Here is a 22,431-nt window from a genome sequence, read left to right as displayed (position 1 = left end):
AAGATCTTGGCTTACAGAGTTGCGCGCCGCAGTTTGCTTCTGGCGGCACCCTGGACCGCCTTCGGCGGATGGGCGTTTGGCGCCGACGGAGTCCAGCGGAACGCGGCCGGCGAAGCCTTCATGAGCGTCGCCCTGTTTTCCGACATTGGCGCGATGAAAGTCCCCGCCGATCGCCACATTGTCCGCACGACGGGCCATTCAATCCCGGGCGAGGGGGGCGGCTGGTACGCCGAGACGAGCGCTTCGGGGGAGACCGCCTTTCGCCGGCAATCGGCCGACGGTCGCTGGTTTGAGTTGACCGAAACACGGCCTCGGGTGGAGCAGTTCGGCGCTCTGGGCGACGACTACGAGGCCGACACGGCGGGTTGGCAGGCAGCCATCGACTATATCGGCGCGCGAGGCGGTGGGGTCATTTACGGCAGCCGCCCGACCTATTGCCTAAAGAGCCTGAATGTCATCTCCGACAAGGTCGTTCTCGATTTTCGCGGTGCGCGGATCCTCGCTCGACCCGCCTTTGTTGACGAGGGCGAAGTCAGGGGTGCGCCCGTAATTCACGCCAGGGGCCGCGAGGAAGGCCCAATTTCGATAAGCGCCATCGACGAGAGCGGCACCCTTTCCGTGGCCTCGGGCATGGGCGTGAACCTGGCCGTGGGTCAATTGGTGCGGATTCATCAGGACGTGCGTCTGTTAGCCTGGAACAGCGGGCTGGCACCTGGAGCCTTCTACAAAGCGCGGGGGCGCGGCGAGATCAATCGCATCAAGGCCGTCCACGGAGATCGCATCGTCCTATCCAACAAGCTGGAGCGCAGATACGGACCGGACGCCAAGATCTTCGCCATAAGGCCTCTTGAGGGCTTCAGGATCCTCAATATCGGCGGCTTGGAGGAGGTTGATCCCGGTGACGCGTTCAAAGGCGATGTCGAAACGCTGGGCGCGGCGCCCCACCTGATCGCGGTGGCCCTGGCCGTGGCCCCGCGCGTGGAGAACGTGCGGGCCGGCGGCTACCAGTTGGCGGCGGTCTACTTTCAGCACTGTGAGGCGCCGATCGTCGAACGTTGCGAGTTTTCGGACGCTTTTCGCCCTACGTTAGGCGGTCACGGCTATGGCGTAAGGTTTCACCGCTGTCGCGGCGGCGTCGCGCGCACCCTGGTCGGCCGAAAGCTGAGACACCTGGTCGACGACGTCCAGAGTTTGGACACGCTTTCAACGCGGAATGTCGCTTTCCAGGGGCTGAACGGCCAGTACAAGACCCATGGTTTTGGGGCCAAACGGTTCCGTTCTCTCGACGATCAGAACCACGGCGGCGACAAGGGTTGGGACATCGGCAACGCCACCTTCGCGGGCGACGATGACACCATCATCGAAAATCCCTCGGGCGGCGGCGCCTCGATACAGGTGGATTTCAGTTGCGGCTCGGACGGACTGCTCGTGCTCAATCCGCGGTTCGAGGGCGCCGTGCAGGCGATCGTCGCGCGCGCCGGCGCGCGCAACCTCACCGTTCGCGGCGGCGTCATCACCATGAGCGGCGGCAGCCGCGCGGCGGTCGTGGTCAGGTCGAAACTCTATCTGACCGACAAGTATGCGCGGCCCTGCGCGAACGTCACCATTGTGGACCTGGATATCCAGGCTGCCTCGACGGCACCCGATGCGAGCGCGCTCGACATCGATTGCCGGGGAACGATCGTCGTTCGCAATATCAGCGTGGACGCCGCCGCGCCGCTTGCCGGCCTTCGGCTTTCGACCACACTTCGCGCCGACCGCGTGAGCGTGGTCGACAATCGGATCTGGGGGGTCTCGGGTCCCCGATGGGTGACGGTCGGAAAGTCGCCGACGGCCTACGAACTTCGCGGCAACGATTTCCGCCCGACCGGATCGATCGGCGCGGCGACTCCGGCGCCGGGCGTCTAGGCCGCCGCCGCCCGCCGCTTGAGGGGCGCCAGTTCAATCATCGCCTGCACCCAGCTGCGGTTGATGATCAGGCTGGCGACCAGATAGGACGCGCCGCCGGCCATGCCGCCCACCAAAAGACGAAGGAACGCGCCGTGCAGTTCGAGCGTCGCCAAGTAGGCCCCGCCGCAGGCCGCCAGCGTGGTCAGCGCGGGAACGGCGAGTTGTCGATGATACTCGAGGAAGCGCGCACCACAGACGGGTCGGACGAGGAAGAACCAGAAGGGGCTGATCAGCGCGGCATAAAGCGCCAGCAAGCCATACGGCACGCCAACCATGCCCGCCCGCGACGAGAACAGGACGGTCGCATACAGCAGCGCCAGGACGCAAACCGACGAAATCAGCGCACGCTTCGTGCGCCCCATCGCATTGAGCAGGCTCCCGACGGGGTTGCCGATCGAACGCACCAGGCACCAAAGGGCGAGCGCGCGCAGGAGCGGTCCGGCGTCGATCCACTTCTGGCCAAAGATGAACAGGACGACGTCTGACGAGAACAGCGCCAGAAACGCATAGATTGGGAAGTTGATCGAAGCGGTCATGCGCAGGGTGTTCAGATAGATCGTCTTGACCTTCTGCAGGTCGCCCTGCGAGCGCGCGATGAGCGGTAGGCCAATGCGGGTCACGATCGGATTGATCACGAACATGATGCGCATGCACAGCTCGCGCGGTTGGCTGTAGAGACCCAGCACGCTGCCGGGAAAGAGCTTGCCCGCCAGCACGACATCACCCTGCATGGTCAGGGTGTTGGCCAGATTGCCGGCGATCAGATAGCCGCCGTAGGACAGGAAACGCCGTGTCTCGGCCAGCCTGAAGTGGAAGCTGGGTCGCCAAGTGCGGCTCAGCACCACCCAGGCCAGGGCCGAGTTGACGGCGGCGATGGTCAGAAGGCTGAGCACGATCGCGTACACCCCAAGGCCGGAAAGGGCGCCGGCGATCGCGACGAGAAACCCGCAGCCGGTGGCGCTGATTTCGATCATGGCCAACTGATTGAAGCGCAGGGCTTTCTCGGCGAGGGCCCGCTGCTGCTGCCCCAGGGCCGTCAAGGCGAACAGCGGACTGATCGCGACGAAGACGCCGATCAACCGAGGTTGCCCGTAGACCTGGGCGATCGCCACGCTCGTTCCCGCCAGCACGAGGGTCAGGACCACGCCGACGGCGATGTTGAGCCAGAACAGGCTGGAAAGCTCCTTCTCCGTGACCTCTTGGAAATGGATGATGGCGCTGCTCAGTCCGACGTCAGCCAGGATGAGCGCGGTGTTCACGACCGCCAGGGCCAAGGCGATGAGGCCGAACTCCGCCGTCGGGATCAGGCGCGCCAGCACGGCGAGCTGGGCGAAGCCGATCAGGGCCCGACCGATGGAGCCGATCGAAGCCCAGCGGACCGCGGCGAACGCCTGCGCGCGCGCGTTCACGTCGTCACCGGAGGCCAGGTGTAGGTGCGGATCAAGTTTCCGAGCTGCTGGTCATTGCCGCCGCCCTCGGGAACGTTCGTTGCCATGAGCGACATCTTCTGTGAGCCATTCCAATTGAGCACGCGTCGGCGACGACCGATCTGCCGGAACTCCCAGCCCGCCTTGCGCGCCATCCAATACAGCCAGACGTCGTCAGTCGTCGGGCAAAGCGAACGGAACTGGGCTTCGTCGAGCACCTGAGGATGCAGGCTGCCGGGCGGATAGAGCACGCCCCCCACGCCGGTCACGAACACCAGCGGCGAGGCCAGTGGTCGATCCAGCTGCAGTTCCCATTGCAGGTAGGGCAGGGGAAGGCCCTGGGCGTCTGTGCGGATCAGATGGCATCGGTGACAGGGAATGAGGCGGCTGGCGGGATCGTAGCTCTCGACCAATTCCTTCAGCCAGTCGTCCCAATAGTAGACGTCGTCGTCGGCCGTGACGATGAAGGCGTCGGGATAGGTCCGCAGGGACGGGATGATCTTGGTGTACGAGCGGATGTCCTCGCAACTGCTGATGGTCAGGCCCAGCCGGCGCAGATCCAGCACCTTCTTCGGCAGTCGCTCGAAGTCCGCGTGGCCGACCCAGAGAACCACCTCATCGGGCTTCAAGCTTTGTTGCAGCAGCGAACGAAGCGTGAGGTGCAGCGTATGGAAACGCGCGTGAAACGAGGTGAGAGAGACGACTAGGCGGCCTGGCAGGCCGTGGGGCGAGGCCTTGACCGCCGAGGGAAAGAGACTGAGCCGTATTTCGTGGACTTGTGCGATGGCGGCGGCCTTGGCCCGCTGAAGCACCTCGCGAAGATCAAGACCTGGCATGAGCCTGTCTCCCTGCAAAGACCGCCTTGGTTTTGGATCGAGCAATGGGCTTGGCCTTCGCTGAAGCCTGGGCCTCCAGGCGACAGAATACGCTGGCGGCGATGACGAAGACCGGGATGATGTAGACGTCGAACGGGAAGCTGGTTTCGGCCAGATTGTGAGTGATCACGGTCATGATCACCAGCATGGGAAAGGCGTTCGTGCTGAGCTTGGCCTTTTCGTTCAGAGCGGTGATCACGGCTCGGTAGGCCAGCGATGCGAAGACCGCGATCAACAGCAGGAATTCAAAGACGCCGCCGTCCAGCCAGGCGTCGATGTAGCCGTTGTGGGAGTGAGCGAAGAAGATCACTCCGCGCCCGACGATCGTGCTCTGGGGGTCCTGCCAGAACGCCCGGAAGCCGTGGCCGAACCATGGACGATGGTGGATGGCGTCAATCGCGAAGCTCCAGATCGTGCTGCGGCCGGTGAAGGTCAGGTCGCGTCCGAAGAAGACGAGCAAGTTCTCCACCAGGGGCAGCAGGATCGCGAACAGCGCCGGCAGGATCACCACCAGCACCATGGTGAAGGCGATGCGCATGTGGCGTCGAGGGGTGAGCCCACGGATGGCCATGGTGCCGGCCGTGATCCCGAAGATGACCGCGGCGCACATGACCGACGTCACGGATCGGGCCAAGATCAGCAGCACCAGGGTCGCGACGATGTCGAATATGCGCAGCGAGGTCCTGCGCTGCAGGAGCGCGGGTACGAAGAGGGACAGGCAGAGCGCCAGGTTCAAGCCAAGGACGTTCTTGGTTTGGAACACCCCCCGCAACGCCCCTTCGTGGATGCCCTGCATGAAGGCGAACGGCGGGAACAGGAACATCGAGGCGATGTTGATGTAGAGAATGGCCCGGCACAGCCGGTGCATCTTCTCGAAGATGGTCGAGGACTTGCTATCCGAGATGACCCAGAGGCCCACCAGTATGAATGGAACGAGGCGGTAGACCGAAACGGCCGATCCTTTCGGATAGACCGACCACGCGACCGACAGGACGCACCACGCGAACAGCGCGCTGAGCAGACGTTCCCGCAGAAGGAGCTGGAGGCTTCCAAAGCGGACGAACATCAGGAGCCCAAACAACAGGAACAGGCGGGTCAGGTTGCCGATGATCTGGCCGGCCAGCGGATTGTTGTAGGGAACGGGGTCCTGCGCCGTCGACACAGCGAAATAGAGGAACGCCTTGGCCGCCAGGAGGGCCAGGACGATGGCGACGATCGAAGCGCGCGTGTAGCCCGAGCCGAGACCCTTCTCGACCCTATTGAACGCTGTTCCGCCTGGGGCTGCGTGTGTTGGCGCGCGCGAGGGGGATGGCTGAGACGGAAAGGACATTCGGGCGGACAAATCCAGTGCTGCGGCTTCAGGCGTGTAGGCTAGCGTTGTCTGGTTTAAGAGTTTCGGTTCATGGGCCAGGCTTCGCGGCCTCAAGGACGCTCGCATAGCTGGCGGCGCACTCCTCGGCAAACAGGGCGGAACTGAAGCGACGCTCCTCGCGAGGCGGTTCGGGCTGGGTCAACACGTTCTGCAGGGCGTCCGCGAGGTGCGTTGTCCTGTCGCCGGCCAGGCTGAAGAAGGCGCAGGCGTCCCGGCCGACTTCGTGGAAGATGGGGATGTCGGAGCAGACCACGCGCCGGCCGTGCATCAGGGCCTCGACGAGCGGCAGGCAGAAGCCCTCGGCCTCGGAAGGCACCACGAACGCCAGGCATCCGCCGTAGAGATTGGCCAGCGTCTGGTCCGAGACAGAGGACAGCAATTCAAGGGTGACGCCCTGCCGGGTCGCGGCGTCTTCGATCGCCGTCGTTTCCGTCGCGCGCTCGCCGACAATGACCAGGGCGGTGTCGGCGGACAGCGAGCCGCGGTCCATCAGGACACGCATCGCGTCGATCACCAGCGGCATGTTCTTGTGCTTGCGGTGGCCGGCGACGCACAGGACGTAGGGGCGGCGCGGAGCCGCGCCGGGATCGGGAGAAAGCACCGTGACCGGCTGATAGATGATGCGGTGGTCGCGAGTCATCTCGTCGGGGAAGAGTCGCGCCATTTCCTCCTTGGTGCAGGCCGAGATGACCTGCGTGGCGTCGCTGTTGGTGATCGCGTTGGCCAGCACCGCGCGGTTGAGGATGCGGTTGGGAAGCTTGAAGACTTCCGGATGGCTGTAGGCGTACAGGTCGTGCACGGTGGTAACGACCGGAACGCCGATCAGGGATCGCGCGAACGCGGAGGGGGCCGCGAAATGGACGATATCCGCTCCCCGCCGCCGCGCGAGCTTGCCGAGGTTGAGGACGGGCCAAACATATCGACCGACCAGGTCGTTCTTGATTGGCGGCTCGATGATCGTGGCGAGACTGGCGTCTACGTTGAAGATCTCGCGATAATAGTCCCGCTGCCAGCTGCCGATGATCAGGTCGATTTCGGGGTGGAGCGGGCTTTGCTTGAGCGCGTGGACCAGGTTGGCGGTGTAACGGCAAAGGCCGGTAGGCGCGGTCGAGCGCTGCAACGCGTAGATCAGAATGCGCATCAAGTCACCGCGCGTCCATGAACGAGACCTCGCAGCCGCTGGCGGGTCGAGGGCGGGATGATCCAGAGCGACAGGTAGATGGCGATGTGCCGCCAGGCGAAGGCCTTGGTCGCCAGGGCCTCGGACAAGATCGGCCGCAGGCTGTCGCGCTGGCCGGTGCGGGCGGCCATCGAGCCCACATAGAGCAGCAGGAAGGCGGCGTAGGCGCGGTCGGTGATCAGGTCCCGGACAGAGAGAGCCCATTCTCGCGAGGCGCGCCAGTCGTTCGAGGCGGTGATGCCCGGACGGTTTTCCTCAATGTACCAGACAGTCAGCGCCTCGGGCACGAACTCCAGGCCGGCGCCCTCGATCGCCAGGGCTTTCAGCAGCCAGTCCCAGTCCTGGTGCTTCTTGAGGCCGACCAGATAAGGGACTTGGGTGAAGTGCGCCCGACGCGCCATGACCGTCGATGTCTGGATGACGCGATCGCCGGAAAACAGGCCGGTGCGGACCATCATGTATTCCGAGATCGGCACCGCTGGCGACGGAACCTCCCGCGGCCATGTGTAGTCGGCGGACGGGCTCCGCGCGATAAGGCTGCTGGCGATGATGGGAAGCGCAAAGGACGAGCGGGCCGCGATTTCGAGTTGGCGTTCGAGTTTCGTGGGCATCCATTCGTCGTCGTCGTCGAGAAGCGCGATCCACTCGCCGGTCGCGGCTTCGAAGCCGCGGTTGCGCGCCGCTGGAGCGCCTTTCGATTCCGGCGCGACGATCACGCGAAGGCGTGGGTCGTGGATCTGCGCCAGGGCAGCCTCGGTCACAGGGTCGGGCCCGTCGATCGATACGATGATCTCGATGCTCGAAACCGACTGAACCAGCACGCTTCTGACGGCGCGGCAGACAAGATCGGCGCGATTCCGCGTGGGAATGATCACGCTGACTGTTGGTGCGCCGGAAGCCATGTCTTGGATCCAAAAAAGGTTAGGTGAGCGAAGTCCTGATCGTCCGGCGCTATCGTCGTGAGTGAAGAAGCCTGCCGGCGCTCTGCCGGGCGATGAGAAAGACGAAGCGCGGGGCCATGATCAGATAGCGCCGCCAAAGACGGCGAGGTTCGCTGGCCAGTCGAAACAGGGACTCGATCCCTGCCTTCTGGATCCAGCGCGGCGCGCGTTTCACCGCGCCGGTGTGAAAGTCGAAGGCCGCGCCCACCCCGATCAAGGTGGTGGAGGTGTGCGCGACGAGCCGGCGCATCAGGAATTCCTGCTTCGGTGTCGACAGTCCGATCCACACGACATCCGCGCCGCTGGCGCTGATCTCCGCCGCGACCGCTTGAAGCTCCTCGTCGGTCAGTTCGCGAAACGGGGGGGTCGAGGCTCCGACGACCCGTAGGCCGGGATACCGATCTTCGAAAACGGCCTTGAGGCGTTCGGCCACGCCCGGCTTGCCGCCGAAGAAGTAGTGCCGCAGCCCCGAGGTCGCCGAGTCCGACAAGACGCGGTCCATGAGGTCGGGGCCGCAGGTGCGCTCGACAGGGAGGCCCGCCCGGCGGCCGATCCACACCAGCGGCATGCCGTCCGGCGTGACCATCGCCGCACTCTTGTGCAGTTCCGACAGCTCCGGATCGTCATAGGCCTGCATAATGCCGTGGACATCGCGAATGCAGACGAAGCGGCTGGTCTTGTCCTTCGCCCATGCGTGGATGGCGGTGGAGGCGGTGGTCAGGGTGGTGACGCTGACCTGAACGCCCAGAACGTCATAGGACTGCAGCGTGGGTTCAGCGGTCATGGGCCAGGAACCACTGATAAGTCTCGGCGATCCCATCGCGCAGCGCGATGCTCGGCGACCATCCCATGGCGCGCAGCTTGTCGGCGCTCATCAGCTTTCGGGGCGTGCCGTCGGGCTTGGAGGGATCGGTGACGATGTCGCCCTTGAAACCGACGACCTCGCAAACCAGCTGGGCCAGTTCCAGGATCGTCACGTCCTCGCCCGAGCCGACATTGACGTGCTCGAAGTCCGAATAGGTCTTCATCAGGAAGACGCAGGCGTCCGCGCAGTCGTCGGCGTTGAGGAACTCCCGGCGCGGGGTTCCGGTGCCCCAGATGGTGATGCTGTCGGCGCCAGCCAGCTTGGCCTCGTGCGCCTTGCGCATCAGGGCCGGCATCACATGGCTTGAATTGAGGTCGAAGTTGTCGCCCTGGCCGTAGAGGTTGGTGGGCATGGCGCTGATGAAGTCGTCGCCGTGCTGCTTGCGATAGGCCTGGGCCAGCTTGATGCCGGCGATCTTGGCGATCGCGTACCACTCGTTGGTCGGCTCCAGCGCGCCGGTCAGCAGGCTGTCCTCGCGGATCGGTTGCTCGGCGAACTTGGGATAGATGCAGGATGAGCCCAGGAACACCAACTTGGCCACGCCTTGGGCGTGGGCGGCCTCGATGATGTTGGCCTCGATCATCAGGTTGTCGTAGAGGAAATCAGCCGGAAAGCTGTCGTTGGCCAGGATCCCGCCGACCTTGGCCGCCGCCAGGAAGATGGCGTCGGGTTTTTCCCTGGCCATCCAGGCCTGGACCTGGTCTTGGCGCTTGAGATCGACGACCTCGCGTCCGGCCGTGATCACCTCGCAGCCTTCGGAGGCCAGCCGGCGGACGATGGCCGAGCCGACCATCCCCCGATGGCCGGCCACCCAGACGCGCTTGCCCCCGAGGGGAAAGATCACGTCATTCGGCCCCTCACTCGGCATTGCGGCGCTGCTCCTTGGCCACGGCGATCATGTCGGCCGCCACCATCTCGGCGCACAGCTGCTCCCACTTGGTTTCGTGGACCCAGCCCAGCTTTTCCTTGGCCTTGGTCGGATCGCCGATCAGCAGTTCGACCTCGGTGGGGCGGAAATAGCGCGGATCGACCTCGACCAGAACCTTGCCGGTCTGCGTGCAGGTTCCCTTCTCGTCGACGCCTTTGCCCGACCAGGCCAGGGTCACGCCGACTTCGGAGAAGGCCTTGGTCACGAAATCGCGCACCATGGTGGTTTCACCGGTGGCCAGCACATAGTCGTCGCCTGTTTCCTGCTGCAACATCAACCACATGCCGCGGACATATTCCCGGGCGTGGCCCCAGTCGCGCTTGGCCTCGAGGTTGCCCAGATAGAGCTTGTCCTGGAAGCCTTGCTTGATGGCCGCGACGGCGCGGGTGATCTTGCGGGTGACGAAGGTCTCGCCGCGCAGCGGACTCTCGTGATTGAACAGAATGCCATTGCTGGCGTGGATGCCGTAGGCCTCGCGGTAGTTCACCACGATCCAATAGCTATAAAGTTTGGCCGCGGCGTAGGGGCTGCGCGGATAGAACGGCGTCTTCTCGCTCTGGGGCACTTCCTGCACCAGGCCATAGAGCTCCGAGGTCGAGGCCTGGTAGAACTTGGTTTTCTTTTCCAGGCCCAGGATGCGGATCGCCTCAAGCAAGCGCAGGGTGCCGGTGCCGTCGGCGTTGCTGGTGTATTCGGGGGTCTCGAAGCTGACCGCCACGTGGCTCTGGGCGGCCAGATTGTAGATTTCGTCCGGCTGGGTCTGCTGCACGATCCGGATCAGGTTGGTGCTGTCGGTCATGTCGCCGTAGTGGAGAATGAACCGTTGATCCTTCTCGTGCGGATCCTGGTACAGGTTCTCAATACGGCCGGTGTTGAACGACGACGAGCGACGCTTCACACCGTGAACCGTATACCCCTTCGACAGCAGGAGTTCTGACAGATAAGCGCCGTCCTGGCCCGTCACGCCCGTGATGAGCGCGACCTTGCCGCTATCACTCTTACTCATATCGCCCCCGTAAACACAGTCGCAGCCGGATCCATCGGCTCGCGCCGAATAGCCGAGTAAGCTCGGCTAAGCGAGCCTTTGTTGCGGTGCACGCGTATTAGGACCAATTCGCGCAATCGCCAACAGCCGGTCGGCTAAATTTTGGTCATTGTTGAAGCGCTGTCGCCGGTCATTTGTATTGCTGTTTTGTGACCGGTCTGGGCGCCGCCAGAACAAAGGGCGCCGGACAAGCTTCTGCGACGCCGCACCGATCACACCGGCTGGGTCTCCCTGAACGCGCCGCCGCGGGAGCGGACGGCGGCGCGCTCAGGTCATTGCGTCAAGGACGCCGTCTGGAAGGCGGCGGGGCCGGGACGCACCCACAAGGCGCCGCCGGCGGCCTGGCGGGTGATCCACTGGAAATGGGCCTGGGTCCAAGGCGTGACCCACGCGGTCAGGCTGTCGAGAACATAGGCGCCGCGGTCGGTGTCGACCACCAGCACGGCGTGGACCTCGCCCCAGCTGGTGCGAACGATGGCCAGGGACAGCGCTTCAGCGGGCAGGCCCTGCTGGATCAGCCGGCGCCGCTTCTCCAGAGCGTAGTCCTCGCAGTCGCCTTTCTTGCTGCCGTCGAGCAGCGGCAGGTCCCAACGGTCCGGAACGCCGTCGTGGTCGAAATCGTCGGCGCGGGCGATCGCGTTGTTGATCGACCGGTTGGTCTTCGACAGCAGGGCCCAGGTCTTGTCGGTCAGGGCGACGCGTTGGACCGGTCCTGAAGACGCGACCAGGGTCGGAGCGGCGGCCGGAGCGGTCTCCTGGTTGAACGCGCTCTCTTCGCCCCGCTTGGCGTCGATCGCCGCGAAACGGGACGCCCAATCGACCTGGTCGCGCGCCGCGCCGACGGGCTCGGCCAGAGAGGCCGGCTGGATCTGGAAGGCGACGCTCCAGAAATTTTCGGCGGGGGCGCTGTCAGCGATCATCTGGGGCGAGGGCGTGTCGGCCGCCGGTTCGCTTTCGGCGAAGTTGGCGCTCCAGAAGTTGCCGCCGACATTGGCTTGGGCGACGGCGACATAGCTGGCCTGTTCGGCCGGCGTGGCCAGGCACTCGCCGGCGTAGCGGGCGCAATAGTCGGCATAGCCTCGCGGCGTGATCGAGGGCGTGCTCCAGGTCATGTCGACCGACCGCGGCGCCGCCGCGGAGACGCCGGCGCTCAGGAGCAGCAGGCCCACGGCCGAGGCGATCGCTTGCGGCAGGCGGTTCGATACGGTGAGCGAATACTTTCGCATGTCCTACCTCGCTTGGAGACGAGGACATGAATAGTTTTGCGCAATAAAAATAAGGGTAATTACTAGGGTGAATTTAAATTACACCCACATTACCGATACGTTATTAAGCCTATTTAATTTCTGTTGTTGGTAAACGATGTGTTTATTGGTGAATGTTGTGTAAATAACCTTGTTAGGTGGGATTTTGGGCGGTTCGCGGTCGCGGGCCGGAGCGCGGGGCTGCAGGCTGGCGTTCATCTTGCAAGCGCTAGGGTCGGTCCTCATTCTGTGGGACACATCCGTCCCGCTTGGAGACTCGTCGTGTTTCGCCTGTTCCGTCCCGCCCAGAAAGCCGCCCCGGCTTCGACCGGCGAGCGCTTGGTCTATGCCGTGGGCGACATCCATGGACGGGCGGACCTTCTGGACGGCCTGCTGACGCGGATCGTGGCCGACGCCGCTCCGGCCTTGTCGCGCGGCGAGCGCCCGCTTCTGGTCTTCCTGGGCGATTACGTCGACCGCGGCTCGGAGTCCAAGGGCGTGCTGGATCGCCTGACGGCCCTGCTTTCCACGCCCGGATTCGAAGTGCGGACCCTGATGGGCAATCACGAGGAGGCCATGCTGGCCTTCATCGAGGATCCGGTGGCCAACGCGGGTTGGCTGGAGTTCGGCGGGGGCGCCACCCTGGCCTCTTACGGTGTCGCGCCGCCCATAGGCCGGGTGGGCCCCGAGGATCTCGCCGCCCTGGGGCGCGCGCTGTCTTCAGCGCTTCCGGCCACGCATCTGCATTTCCTGAAGTCGCTGGAGCTGGCGGTCGTCCTTGGCGACTACGTCTTTGTTCACGCGGGCCTGCGGCCGGGCGTGCCGCTCGATGCTCAATCGGCCCGCGATCTGCTCTGGATTCGGCAGGAATTTCTTTCCGAGAAGAAACCGTTCGAAAAAGTTGTAGTTCATGGGCATACGCCCGAAGAAATGCCTTATGACGGCCCTACACGTATAGGACTAGACACTGGAGCCTATGCTACGGGCGTCCTGACGGGCGTGCGCCTGCTTGGCGTTGAGCGAACGATCATGCAGTACAGACTTGAGCGTAACAGGGGGTGATGGAGATGATCGGCGTGATGAGGATAGGAAAACTCGCGGTGGGCTGCCTGGTGGCGGCGCTGTCGGTGCTGGTCCTTTCGATGGGACCTGTCCACGCAAGGCAGGCGATCGAAGCCGCGGCGCCTCCGCCGTTCCAGCCTTCGGACTACGTGCTCGGCTCGGGCGACAAGGTGCGGGTGACCGTATTCGGCGAGGACGCGCTGTCAGGACAGTTCGTGGTCGCGGGCACCGGATTGGTCTCGATCCCTCTGGTGGGCGAGGTCCAGGCGGCGGGTCTGACGCTGAAAGACTTTCAGGGCGGCGTTGAGCAGTCGCTGCGCAACGGCTACCTCAAAGATCCACGTGTGAGTGTCGAGGTTCTCAATTACCGCCCATTCTATATAATGGGCGAAGTGGAAAAGCCTGGACAGTATCCCTACACCAGCGGCCTGACTGTTCTCAATGCGGTGGCCACCGCGGGTGGTTTCACCTATCGCGCGAACCAGAAGCGGGTATTCATCAAGCGGATGAATGATCAGACCGAGCGGCAGTTCCCGTTGACGGGAGGCGTCGAGGTCGCCCCGGGTGATACGATCCGCATCACCGAGCGTCTTTTCTAGGAGCAATTTTTGCTCTCTCGTCTCTTATTTCAAAGATTCGTTAGCTTTTAAGAAAACGTCGCTGGATTCTTGCCCTCATCAGTGGCAATTGACCATCGACTGGCGTCTAGCCCGTCTGGAGGGGTAAGAACATGCGTGTTAAATCAACGATGTTGGCGGTTTCTGGCGCGTTGCTTTTCGGTGCGCTGGCGACCTCCGTAGTCATGATCCCGGCTGTCGCCGCGGCCAAGGCTCAGTATTCCACGATCACGGCCGCCGAGCTGGCGGTCAGGATCGCGACCGTCGCCAAGGACGCCCAGGCCGAGGCCGAGCGTCGGGCGACCGCCCAGAACATGAACCCGGCGCAGAAGGCCGCGTTCGTGAAGAAGTTCACGGCCGACGCCGTCAAGCGCCTGATCGTGGCGACGAACCCGGACCCGAAAGTGGCTCAGGCCGCCATCGCTCTGGCCCTGAAGGACACCGCTCTGCTGGCCGCCCTCGGCGCGGACGGCTCGGCGGCGCTCGCTCAGGTCAGCGCCGACGTCAGCGCCGCGCTGGCGCCTGCCGCCGCCGCTCAGGCCAACCCGAACGCCGACGCCAACGCCTCGGTGTGGAGCAATATCGGCGTGCCGCCCGACACCACGGCCGGCACCGTTGGCAATGGCGACAGCTCGGATTATTACGGCCCCGAATACCAGGGTTAACGCACTAAGCGAGCTGGCGGCGCCGGTCGGCGCCGCCGCATCACGTGGGGATCAACATGTCTAAACTCTTCCTGCTCGCGGCGGCGGCCGCTGCGGTGTGTGTTATCGCGCCCTCTGAGTCCCAGGCTCAGGAAAGCAACTTCGTCCGCGACCGCAACATCGCCGTGCGTGAACGTTCGCGTCCCGACTTCGACGCCCTCGGCGTGCATCTTGGCGGCTTCACGGCCTATCCCAAGCTGACGGCGACGCTCGAGTCGAACGACAACGTCTATGCTCGCGTCAAGGCCGCCGAGCAGGACGACATCTTCTACACGATCACGCCCGAAGTTCGGTTGCGCTCGAACTGGTCGCGTCACGCGCTGGGCGGCTATGTCAACGGCGCGATCGCCCGCTACAACGACCTGAAGAGCGAAGACACCGAGACCTGGACCGCCGGGGCCGCCGGCCGCTTGGACGTCGATCGGACGGGCAACCTCAGCTTCGCCGCCGACTATGGCGACCTGAACGAGGCGCGTACGTCGCCGGACACCCCCGGCACCGTGAGCAAGCCGATCGCCTATACCTCGGCCGCGGCCAAGATCGCCGGATCCAAGGAGTTCAATCGACTGAAGCTGGGCGGCGGCGTCGGCGTCACCAAGTTGGACTACGATGACGGGGTGACCAGGACCGGCATCGTCGTCGACCAAGACAACCGGGATCGCAAGACGACGATCGGCAACGTCCGCGCCGACTACGCCGTCAGCCCGTCGGCGGCCGTTCTGGCCGAAGCCGTGTTCAACAAGCGCAACTACCGCCTCGCGCCGCCGGCCTCGCCGCTGCAGCGCGACTCCGAGGGTTATGAGTTGCTGGTCGGCGCCAACTTCGACATCAGCAACACCGCCCGTGGCGAACTGCGCGTCGGTTATACCTCGCAGGACTATAAGGCGTTCGAAGATCAATCCGGCCTGGCTCTTCACGCTCAGGTCGAATGGTTTCCGACCCAGCTGACCACGGTCACCGGCACCGCCTCTCGCACGCCTGAAGAAGGCACGGCGAACGGTTCGCCCGGCTACTTCTCCAACACCGTCGGCGTCCGGGTCGATCACGAACTTCTGCGCAACGTGCTGCTCTACGGGCAGCTCGGCTACCAGAAGGACAAGTACAAGTCGATCGACCGCGAGGACGGCCGGACCAGCGCCGGTTTCGGAGCCACCTACTTCATGAACCGCACGGTCGGTGTTCGCGCCGGCTACACCTATCTGAAGCAGAACAGCTCGGGCCCCCTCATCGTCGCCGGCCCCGACTATTCGGTCAACCGCTTCAACCTGTCCTTAGTCTTCCAACGCTAAGCTTTAGCGTCGCTGACGCGCGCCGCCCCGCCTCGGGGTGGCGCGCGAACTTCGTATAAATTAAGGTCGCTTATGGACGCTCAGGTCGACGACACGTTTGGTCAACAGGATGTGGGAGGCTCCGCATCCCTGGATGTGAACCGCCTGATCGCGGCCTTCAAGCGTCGGCTTCGCCTGATGATTGGCGTCGCGGCGGCCGTCTTCCTCCTGGTGGTGTTAGTCACCGCGCAAATGACTCCGAAGTACACGGCTACAGCGGAGGTCCTGCTGGATCCTCGCAAGGAAGCCGTCGCCGAGATGCAGTCGGTGGTGTCGCAGCTTCCGGCCAGCACTCAAGCCGTCGACACGGAAGCCCAGGTCATCCAGTCGCGATCCGTCGCCGAGAAGGTGGTCGCCAAGCTCAAGCTTGATCAAGACCCCGAATTCAATCCGGACGCCGACACCAAGCCGGGCTTGCTCGATGGTCTTAAGGCCTTCGCGAAGTCTCTGGCGCCGAAGGCCAGCATCGACGCCAACAACAGCGAAATCGCCCAGCGAAAGCACGAGAAGGTCGTAGACTCGGTAATCAAGGGTCTGACTGTCAAGCGCGTCGGCTTGACCTACCTCATCGACGTCTCGTTCACGTCCAAGGATTCAGCCAAGTCCGCGCAGATCGCCAATGCGTTCGCTGATCAGTATCTGCTGTCGCAGCTGGACGCGAAGTTCGACGCGACCCAGCAGGCCAATGAGTGGCTCAATGGTCGCCTAGCCGATTTGCGTGTGCAGGTCGAACAGGCCGAAACGGCCGTCGGCCAGTACAAGATCGCCAACAATCTGATGAGCTCCCAAGGGGCGACCCTGGTTGAACAGGAGATCTCCAATCTCGATCAGCAGTTGGCGACTACGCGCGCCGAGCAGGCGGAGGCAGACGCCCGTTTGAACACCGCCCGGCGTCAGCTGGCACAAGGCAGCACCGGTGAGGACGTCGGCGAAGCGCTGACCTCCCCGGTCGTGCAGCAACTGCGCCGCCAACGCGCCGACGTCACCCAGAAAGTGGCCGACCTGCAGGGCCGCTACGGCGATCGTCACCCCGAAATGCTGAAGGCGCAGCGCCAGCTTGCGGATATCGACGCCCAGATCAAACAGGAGATCAGCCGGATCATCTCCAACCTGTCGGCCCAGGCCGAGGTGGCGCGTCAACGAACCGCATCGGTCGCCGCCAGCGTCGGCCAGTCGCGTGGCAATTTAGCCAGCAATAATCGAGACTCGGTCAAGCTGAACGAACTGCAGCGGAACGCTGACTCCGTTCGCCTGCTCTATGAATCTCTGCTCAATCGCTTCAAGGAAACCAGCGCTCAGCAAGGTTTGGAACAGACCGACGCCCGCGTGACGTCCCGCGCCCGCATTCCGACCAAGCAAAGCTCGCCGAAGGTGCTGATTAATTTCGCCGCGGGCCTCATTCTGGCCATGGGCGCCGGCATTGCCGCCGCCGTCGTGGCCGAGCTTCTCTCCAGCGGGCTTGGTACGGCGGAAGAAATTCAGGATCGTCTGGGTCTGCCGGCGCTGGGATCCATCCCTTCGCTGCACACGATGATCGAGCGCGACCAGAACTCGAAGATCAAGGCTGTCGACTATGTGATCGAAAAGCCGCTTTCGAGTTTCACCGAGGCTTTCCGAAACCTGCGGGCTTCGGTCCTGTTCTCCAAGGTCGGCCAGGCCGTTCGGGTCATTTTGATCACCTCGTCCTTGCCGGGCGAAGGCAAGACGACCTCGTCCATCTGCCTGGCGCGAACGATGGCCAGCATGGGATCCAGGGTCGTCCTGCTCGACTGCGACCTTCGCCAGCGCTCGGTCAACCGCATGCTGGGCTTCGAGGCCGACGTCGGCCTCCTGGAGGTCCTGAACGGCACGGCGACCCTGGCCCAGGCCCTGGTTCACGATCAGCTGTCGGGGGCGGTGGTGCTGCCGCTCGCCAAGGGCGCCTATACGCCCAAGGACGTGTTCGGCTCGGCCGCCATGCAGAACCTGATCAAGACCCTGCGCGCGGAATTCGACATCGTGCTGATCGACTCGGCGCCGGTCCTGCCGATCGCCGACACGCGGGTTCTGGCGTCGCTCGCCGACGTCGTCGTCGTCCTGGCTCGCTGGCGCAAGACGCCGCTGAAGGCCATCGAGTCGACTCTGCGCCTGCTGTCGCCTTCGGCCTATGTCAGCGGCGTGGCCCTGACCCAGGTCGATATGAAGGCCCAGTCGCGCTACGGCTACGGCGATCCCGGCTACTATTATCGCTCCTACCAGAAGTATTATGGCGGCTGACGCCGAAGCGCGAAGCCTGAAGGTCGGTGCAGCGGCGGCGACTTCGTCGCGCCGCAGTCTGCCCAATGTGAGCCTGGTTCTGGTGGTTCTGCTCTTGATGAGCGGCCATCTCTTGTTCGGGGCGAACCGCACGGACGTCGCGCTCCAGTTCACGGCGCTCTACGGGGTCGGCTTCCTGACGGTCGTCTATCTCACGTCGTGGGGCCGTGCCGCGACCGCGCGCTGGAGCGGTATGGCCGTTCCCGCCGTGCTCTTCGTCGCGGTTCTGGCCGCGGCCGGATTGGCCATGACGCCGTTCGCCATCGGCGGGGTGAATCCCATCTGGAGCTATGTGCCGAAAGCGAGGCCGGCCGCCGTGCTGGACCGTTCGTCGGCCATCATCGAGATGATGAAGCTCTGCGGGCTGGCCTGCCTGTTTGGGATCGGGGCGGCGATCGGTCAGGAGCAGGAGCGTGCGCGACGTTTTCTGCACATCTTCCTGATGGCTGCGGCCCTCTACGCGTCCTGGGCCTTTGTTTCGCATCTGGCGGACCCGCGCACGGTCATGGGCGTCGCCAAGATCTTCCACCGTGACAGGTTGACGGCGTCGTTCCTGAGCGCCAACACCGCCGCGACCCTGCTGGGCTATACGGGGGTCCTGACCGCCGCGCTCCTGGTCGAGCGCGTTCGCGAAGCGACGCGCAACGGTTGGCGCATGGACCGGGTGGCCAGCGCCGCGGGGCCCACGCTGATCGCGTTCGTCGTGATCCTGGTTTCGGTGGTGCTGACCTCATCGCGCGCGGGGCTCGCGGCCACGGCGGCTGGCTTGGCCCTTTTCGCCCTTTGGGAGCTTTTCTCCCAACCCTGGCGTCGGCCGTCGCCGCGTACGATGATCCTCGTCGGAGCGGCCCTCGTCATTGTCCTTGGCTTGGCGTTCACCGCGGACGCGGTCAGCCGACGTTTTGTTGATCTCAACGCCGACGCGGCGGTTCGCACTCAATTGTTCGACAGCCATTGGCGGGCGTTCAAGGCCTCGCCTTGGTCGGGCTATGGTTTGGGCAATTTCTACGCGGTCAATCGGCTGATCGAAAACGCCGTGAACTACAGGGACCTGTCGTACGTACGCGCGCTGCACAACGTCTATATCCAATGGCTGGAGGAAGGCGGGCTGACGGCGGCCCTACCCATGTTCGCCTGCATTAGCTGGATCTTGGCGTCCACGGGGCTGGGTGCGCACCGCCGCCGGCGGATGACCATGTGGATGCGAGCCCTGGTGGCCGCAAGCGCTGTGATTCTGATCCACGGCACGACGGACTATGCGCTCCAGGTGCCGTCCATCACGGCGACCTGGGCTTGCCTGCTGGGGCTGGGTCTCGGACTGGCCAACGCCCCGAGAGGCGCCAATGGCTGACCGGAGCAAGGCTTCTCGCCTGGTGACCCTCGCCGCTTCCGGCCTGGCGGTCATCACCGTCGCGACGGCGGGCTGCGCTGTATGGGAGCTGCAGCTGGCCGAGCAATTCGGCCATGAGGCACCGGCATGGATACCGCTGAGCGGAGTTTATGGCGGCAAGGCCCAGGCCATCATCAAGGCCCTGGATACAGATCCAACGGTCGATCTTGGATCGGCCAAGACGCTCAGCGAGGCGCAGTTGCGTCTGTCGCCGACCAATCACTATGCCTGGTTGCGCCTGGCGTTCATTGACGTCGTCGAAACCGGCAAGCTTTCACCTACGGGCGTCGGTTATCTGCAGCGATCGTATGATGTCGCGCCGTATGACTCGCTGACCTGGCGTCTGAACATGGCCTTCGAGACCTGGCCGTCACTTTCGCCGGAGTTGAAGGCGGCGGTCATCGACGATCTCAAGGTCAACTGGCGAACCGGACGCCGTCATCGGCAATATGTCGCCATGGCTAGCCGCATCAGAAATCCAGCGGGACTTGAAGCCGTTCGCGCGACGCTGGCGGAGCTTCAGGCGCAGGATGCCGAAATCTATCGGCAGAAGCAGCTGCTGTCCGCCCATTAGGTTCCGGCTTCGATAGCATGTCGTTCAGTGTGAGCCTTAGGCCCGTCGGCAAGCCCCGCACCAAGGCCAATCAGCGAAACGCTTTTTTTGCATCTTCCCCGGTATTCATAGGATGAATTCCCTGGGGGATCTGCGCGTGCTGAAGGTTTTGACCTGCCTGACGACGGAGCATGACCTGCGTTTGGTCATGGTCGCCGGCCTGATCTGCTTCGCCGCGTGCTTCACGGCGTTCCGGCTCTATTCGCGCATGCGCGGGGCCCGCGGCGTGGTTCGGGCCGCCTGGCTGCTGCTGACCGGCCTGGTCTCGGGATCGGGCGTGTGGGCCACCCACTTCATCGCCATGGTCGCCTACAGCCCCGGCCTCAAGACCGGCTACAGCCCGTCGGGCACCCTGCTGTCGCTGATGATCTCGGTGCTGTTCATGGCCGGCGGCTTCGCCGTGGCCTCGGCCCAGCGCTCGCGCACCAACGACTTCGCCGGCGGGCTGATCCTCGGCATGGGCGTGGCCGCCATGCACTATACGGGCATGTCCGCCTTCGTGACCCAGGGCTTCGTGCAGTGGGAGCAGGCGACGATCGCCGCGTCCGTGCTGGCCGGCGTCATCGGCGCGGCGAGCGCCCTGCAGCTGGCCGGGCGCGCGCGCAGCCTGCTCAAGCAGCTGAGCGGGGGCGTCGTCCTCACGCTGGGGGTCTGCGCCCTGCATTTCGTCGGCATGGCCGCGATCACCATCGTTCCCGACCCCGCGATCAACGTCCCTGATCAGATGCTGTCGGGCGCGATCCTGACCCTGGCCGTGACCTCGATCACCGGCATGATCATCCTGGGCGGCCTGGGCGCGGTGGCCATCGAGTCCTCGACCAGCCGCTCGGCCCTCGACCGCATCCGTCGCCTGGCCAACGCCGCCTACGAGGGCATCGTCGTGGTCCAGGACGGGCTGATCAATGACGCCAACGCCGCGTTCTGCGAACTGGCCGGCGTCGAACTGGACGGCCTGCTGCGCACGCCGCTGTCCAATCTGCTGACCTTCGACACCGACGCCCCGACCCGCGAGGGCGTGCGGCGCGAAGGCGTTCTGCAACCCGCCGACGGCGGCCGGACGATTCCCGTCGAGGTGTTCTCGCGCCTGATGGACGACGGCGCGCGGCAGGAGACCTCGGGCCTCACCGTCCTGGCCGTCCGCGACCTGCGCGAGCGCCGCTCGGCCGAGGAGAAGATCCGCTACCTCGCCGAGCACGACGGCCTGACCGGCCTGCCCAACCGCAACTCGCTGCAGGTCCGCCTGGCCGCGGCCCTGGACCGCGTCGAAGCCTCGGGCGAGAGCCTGTCCCTGATCTGCATCGACCTGGACCATTTCAAGGAAGCCAACGATCTGCACGGCCACCTGGTGGGCGACGCCCTGCTGGTCGAGACCGCGCGCCGATTGCAGGACTGCCTGACCGCGCCGTCCTTCGCCGCGCGTCTTGGCGGCGACGAGTTCATTGTCGTCCAGGTCGCGGCCGGCGACCAGCCGGCCGCTGCGGCCGAGCTGGCCGGTCGGCTGCTGGAAACCCTGGCGGCGTCGGCGGTGCACGAGGGCCAGGACCTGGCCATGGGCGCCAGCCTGGGCGTGTCGCTGTTCCCCGACGACGGCCGCACGGCCGAGGCCCTGCTGGCCAACGCCGACATGGCGCTCTACCGCGCCAAGGAAAGCGGCCGCGGCGCCTATCGCTTCTTCAAGCGCGAGATGGACGAGTCGATCCGCGAACGCCGGACCATGGCCCGCGAACTGCGCCAGGCGATCGCCGACGAGGAGCTGATCGTCTACTACCAGCCGCTGGCCAAGGCGTCCGACGGCGAGGTCTGCGGCTTCGAGGCCCTGGTGCGCTGGAACCATCCGGTGCGCGGCATGATCCCGCCGCTGGAGTTCATCCCGGTCGCCGAGGAGAACGGCCTGATCGCCCAGTTGGGCGAATGGGTCCTGCGCCGCGCGTGCGCCGACGCGGTCACCTGGGAGCGGCCGCTGCGCATCGCGGTCAACCTGTCGCCGCTGCAGCTGAACCAGCCCAATCTTCCGACCCTGGTGCACGAGGTGCTGGTCGCCACCGGCCTGTCGCCCAAGCGGCTGGAGCTGGAGATCACCGAGAGCGCGCTGTTCAAGGACTATCAGCGGGCGCTCGACAACCTGCGCCGGCTGAAGGCCCTGGGCGTGCGGATCGCCATGGACGACTTCGGCACCGGCTTCTCGTCGCTGTCGACCCTGCAGTCGTTCCCGTTCGACAAGATCAAGATCGACAAGAGCTTCGTCGAGAACATCCACCGCCACGACCGCGCGACGGTGATCGTCCGCGCCGTGCTGGGCCTGGGCCGCAGCCTCGAGATCCCGTGCGTGGCCGAGGGCGTCGAGACCCAGGAGCAGATCGATTTCCTGCGCGGCGAGAACTGCGCCGAACTGCAGGGCTATGCGATCGGCCGCCCGTCGCCCGTCGACGCCCTGTCGGCCTGGACCCTGGCCAGCGCGACCTCGGCCTACAAGCCGGCCGTCAAGAAGCCGCGCCGCCGCAAGGCCGCCTAGAGGCCCGTCGCCGCGACGGCCGCCCGTCTGGACGCGCATGATCGGGCGTCCGGCCCGGTTGACGATCGTGCGCCTTGGCCAAT

18 protein-coding genes are annotated in these 22,431 nt (G+C 64.8%); 9 read left to right on the top strand and 9 right to left on the bottom strand.

Features of this window, described 5'->3' with window-relative positions:
• Nucleotides 1-6 precede the first annotated feature (6 nt).
• Nucleotides 7-1,908, top strand: coding sequence for a hypothetical protein (locus tag ASD38_RS12565; RefSeq protein ID WP_156390692.1), 1,902 nt, complete (start codon nt 7-9; stop codon nt 1,906-1,908).
• On the opposite strand, the gene ASD38_RS12560 is transcribed toward ASD38_RS12565, so the two are convergent.
• The 9 genes from ASD38_RS12560 to ASD38_RS12520 form a co-directional block, all read right to left on the bottom strand.
• Complete coding sequence (locus ASD38_RS12560; RefSeq protein ID WP_056440027.1) at nt 1,905-3,359, bottom strand: MOP flippase family protein; 1,455 nt, start codon at nt 3,357-3,359, stop codon at nt 1,905-1,907. The genes ASD38_RS12565 and ASD38_RS12560 overlap by 4 nt on opposite strands.
• Nucleotides 3,356-4,213: a glycosyltransferase family 2 protein gene (locus tag ASD38_RS12555; RefSeq protein ID WP_156390691.1), complete on the bottom strand. Its 858-nt coding sequence runs from the start codon at nt 4,211-4,213 to the stop codon at nt 3,356-3,358. The genes ASD38_RS12560 and ASD38_RS12555 overlap by 4 nt, the downstream gene beginning before the upstream one ends.
• Nucleotides 4,200-5,678 carry an O-antigen ligase family protein gene (locus tag ASD38_RS12550; RefSeq protein WP_162250229.1) on the bottom strand — a complete coding sequence of 493 codons (1,479 nt, stop codon included), beginning with the start codon at nt 5,676-5,678 and terminating at the stop codon, nt 4,200-4,202. Before ASD38_RS12550 ends, ASD38_RS12555 begins: the two co-directional genes overlap by 14 nt.
• Nucleotides 5,653-6,765 (bottom strand): glycosyltransferase family 4 protein, encoded by a 1,113-nt coding sequence (locus ASD38_RS23930; protein ID WP_056460402.1) that lies wholly within the window; start codon nt 6,763-6,765, stop codon nt 5,653-5,655. Before ASD38_RS23930 ends, ASD38_RS12550 begins: the two co-directional genes overlap by 26 nt.
• Entirely contained in the window at nt 6,765-7,706 is a 942-nt protein-coding gene (locus tag ASD38_RS12540) for a glycosyltransferase family 2 protein (RefSeq protein WP_082560747.1), read from the bottom strand. Before ASD38_RS12540 ends, ASD38_RS23930 begins: the two co-directional genes overlap by 1 nt.
• A 49-nt stretch (nt 7,707-7,755) precedes the next feature.
• Nucleotides 7,756-8,529, bottom strand: coding sequence for a WecB/TagA/CpsF family glycosyltransferase (locus ASD38_RS12535; RefSeq protein WP_056440036.1), 774 nt, complete (start codon nt 8,527-8,529; stop codon nt 7,756-7,758).
• On the bottom strand, nt 8,519-9,478 hold the full coding sequence (gene fcl / locus ASD38_RS12530; protein WP_056440038.1) for a GDP-L-fucose synthase: 960 nt from the start codon (nt 9,476-9,478) through the stop codon (nt 8,519-8,521). Before fcl ends, ASD38_RS12535 begins: the two co-directional genes overlap by 11 nt.
• On the bottom strand, nt 9,468-10,544 hold the full coding sequence (gene gmd / locus ASD38_RS12525; protein ID WP_056440040.1) for a GDP-mannose 4,6-dehydratase: 1,077 nt from the start codon (nt 10,542-10,544) through the stop codon (nt 9,468-9,470). Before gmd ends, fcl begins: the two co-directional genes overlap by 11 nt.
• Before the next feature lie 311 nt (nt 10,545-10,855).
• The gene (locus ASD38_RS12520) at nt 10,856-11,809 is read right to left on the bottom strand and encodes a transglutaminase-like cysteine peptidase (RefSeq protein ID WP_056440042.1); all 954 of its coding nucleotides are present in this window, start codon (nt 11,807-11,809) and stop codon (nt 10,856-10,858) included.
• A gap of 300 nt (nt 11,810-12,109) precedes the next feature.
• Between ASD38_RS12520 and ASD38_RS12515 the strand changes: the two genes are divergently transcribed.
• The 8 genes from ASD38_RS12515 to ASD38_RS12480 all read left to right on the top strand — a co-directional run bounded on the left by ASD38_RS12515 (nt 12,110) and on the right by ASD38_RS12480 (nt 22,348).
• Entirely contained in the window at nt 12,110-12,889 is a 780-nt protein-coding gene (locus tag ASD38_RS12515) for a metallophosphoesterase family protein (protein WP_056440044.1), read from the top strand.
• Nucleotides 12,890-12,894: 5 nt separating this feature from the next.
• Entirely contained in the window at nt 12,895-13,488 is a 594-nt protein-coding gene (locus tag ASD38_RS12510; protein WP_056441095.1) for a polysaccharide biosynthesis/export family protein, read from the top strand.
• Nucleotides 13,489-13,691: 203 nt separating this feature from the next.
• Nucleotides 13,692-14,171 (top strand): hypothetical protein, encoded by a 480-nt coding sequence (locus ASD38_RS12505; protein ID WP_056440046.1) that lies wholly within the window; start codon nt 13,692-13,694, stop codon nt 14,169-14,171.
• 56 nt (nt 14,172-14,227) lie between these two features.
• Nucleotides 14,228-15,499 (top strand): outer membrane beta-barrel protein, encoded by a 1,272-nt coding sequence (locus ASD38_RS12500; protein WP_156390688.1) that lies wholly within the window; start codon nt 14,228-14,230, stop codon nt 15,497-15,499.
• 72 nt (nt 15,500-15,571) lie between these two features.
• Nucleotides 15,572-17,794: a GumC family protein gene (locus ASD38_RS12495; RefSeq protein WP_056460399.1), complete on the top strand. Its 2,223-nt coding sequence runs from the start codon at nt 15,572-15,574 to the stop codon at nt 17,792-17,794.
• On the top strand, nt 17,784-19,184 hold the full coding sequence (locus ASD38_RS12490; protein WP_056460396.1) for an O-antigen ligase family protein: 1,401 nt from the start codon (nt 17,784-17,786) through the stop codon (nt 19,182-19,184). The genes ASD38_RS12495 and ASD38_RS12490 overlap by 11 nt, the downstream gene beginning before the upstream one ends.
• Nucleotides 19,177-19,797, top strand: coding sequence for a hypothetical protein (locus tag ASD38_RS12485; protein ID WP_056460392.1), 621 nt, complete (start codon nt 19,177-19,179; stop codon nt 19,795-19,797). The genes ASD38_RS12490 and ASD38_RS12485 overlap by 8 nt, the downstream gene beginning before the upstream one ends.
• Before the next feature lie 187 nt (nt 19,798-19,984).
• Nucleotides 19,985-22,348 carry a sensor domain-containing diguanylate cyclase gene (locus ASD38_RS12480; protein ID WP_235523856.1) on the top strand — a complete coding sequence of 788 codons (2,364 nt, stop codon included), beginning with the start codon at nt 19,985-19,987 and terminating at the stop codon, nt 22,346-22,348.
• Nucleotides 22,349-22,431: the final 83 nt, after the last annotated feature.

Source organism: Caulobacter sp. Root487D2Y (assembly GCF_001427165.1).
In the GTDB taxonomy this organism is placed as follows: domain Bacteria; phylum Pseudomonadota; class Alphaproteobacteria; order Caulobacterales; family Caulobacteraceae; genus Caulobacter.
Note: the sequence above shows the minus strand (reverse complement) of the source record. Positions and strands in the feature narration are given on the sequence as shown.